The sequence below is a fragment of the Acinetobacter sp. 1124_18A genome (genome assembly GCF_052824995.1).
Genome location: NZ_VTDF01000029.1, coordinates 1 through 528 on the forward strand (window position 1 = coordinate 1; position 528 = coordinate 528).

At 53.0% G+C, this 528-nt stretch carries 1 protein-coding gene; it reads left to right on the forward strand.

The genetic code is table 11. The annotated features are described in order from the left end of the window. Positions 1 to 528, forward strand: a 528-nt coding sequence (locus tag FY048_RS18970; RefSeq protein ID WP_446092170.1) for an Ig-like domain-containing protein, incomplete at both ends; no start/stop codon positions are given.

Here is a 528-nt window from a genome sequence, read left to right on the forward strand (position 1 = left end):
GGTACGACAGCAACTGTGGTTGCAGGACCAGACGGCACATGGTCAGTAGCAAACCCGGGTGACTTAACTGACGGTCAAACGGTAACAGCAACAGCCACTGACCCTGCAGGCAATACCTCATTGCCAGGAACAGGTACAGTCTCTGCGGACATTACTGCACCTGTAGTTGCACTCGATGATGTGCTCACCAATGACAGCACTCCCGCACTCACGGGTACAGTGAATGATCCGACTGCGACTGTGGTGGTGACTGTGGATGGTGTGAACTATCCAGCGACCAACAATGGTGACGGTACTTGGACGCTTGCAGACAATAGCTTGCCTGCATTAACAGATGGTCCACATACCATTACCGTGACAGCAACTGACCCTGCAGGTAATGCAGGAACAGATACGGCTGTGGTGACGATTGATACCACTGCACCAAATGCACCGGTGCTTGATCCAATCAATGCCACTGATCCAGTGACAGGGATAGCAGAAGCGGGTTCAACCGTGACTGTAAGCTTCCCTGACGGTACGACAGCC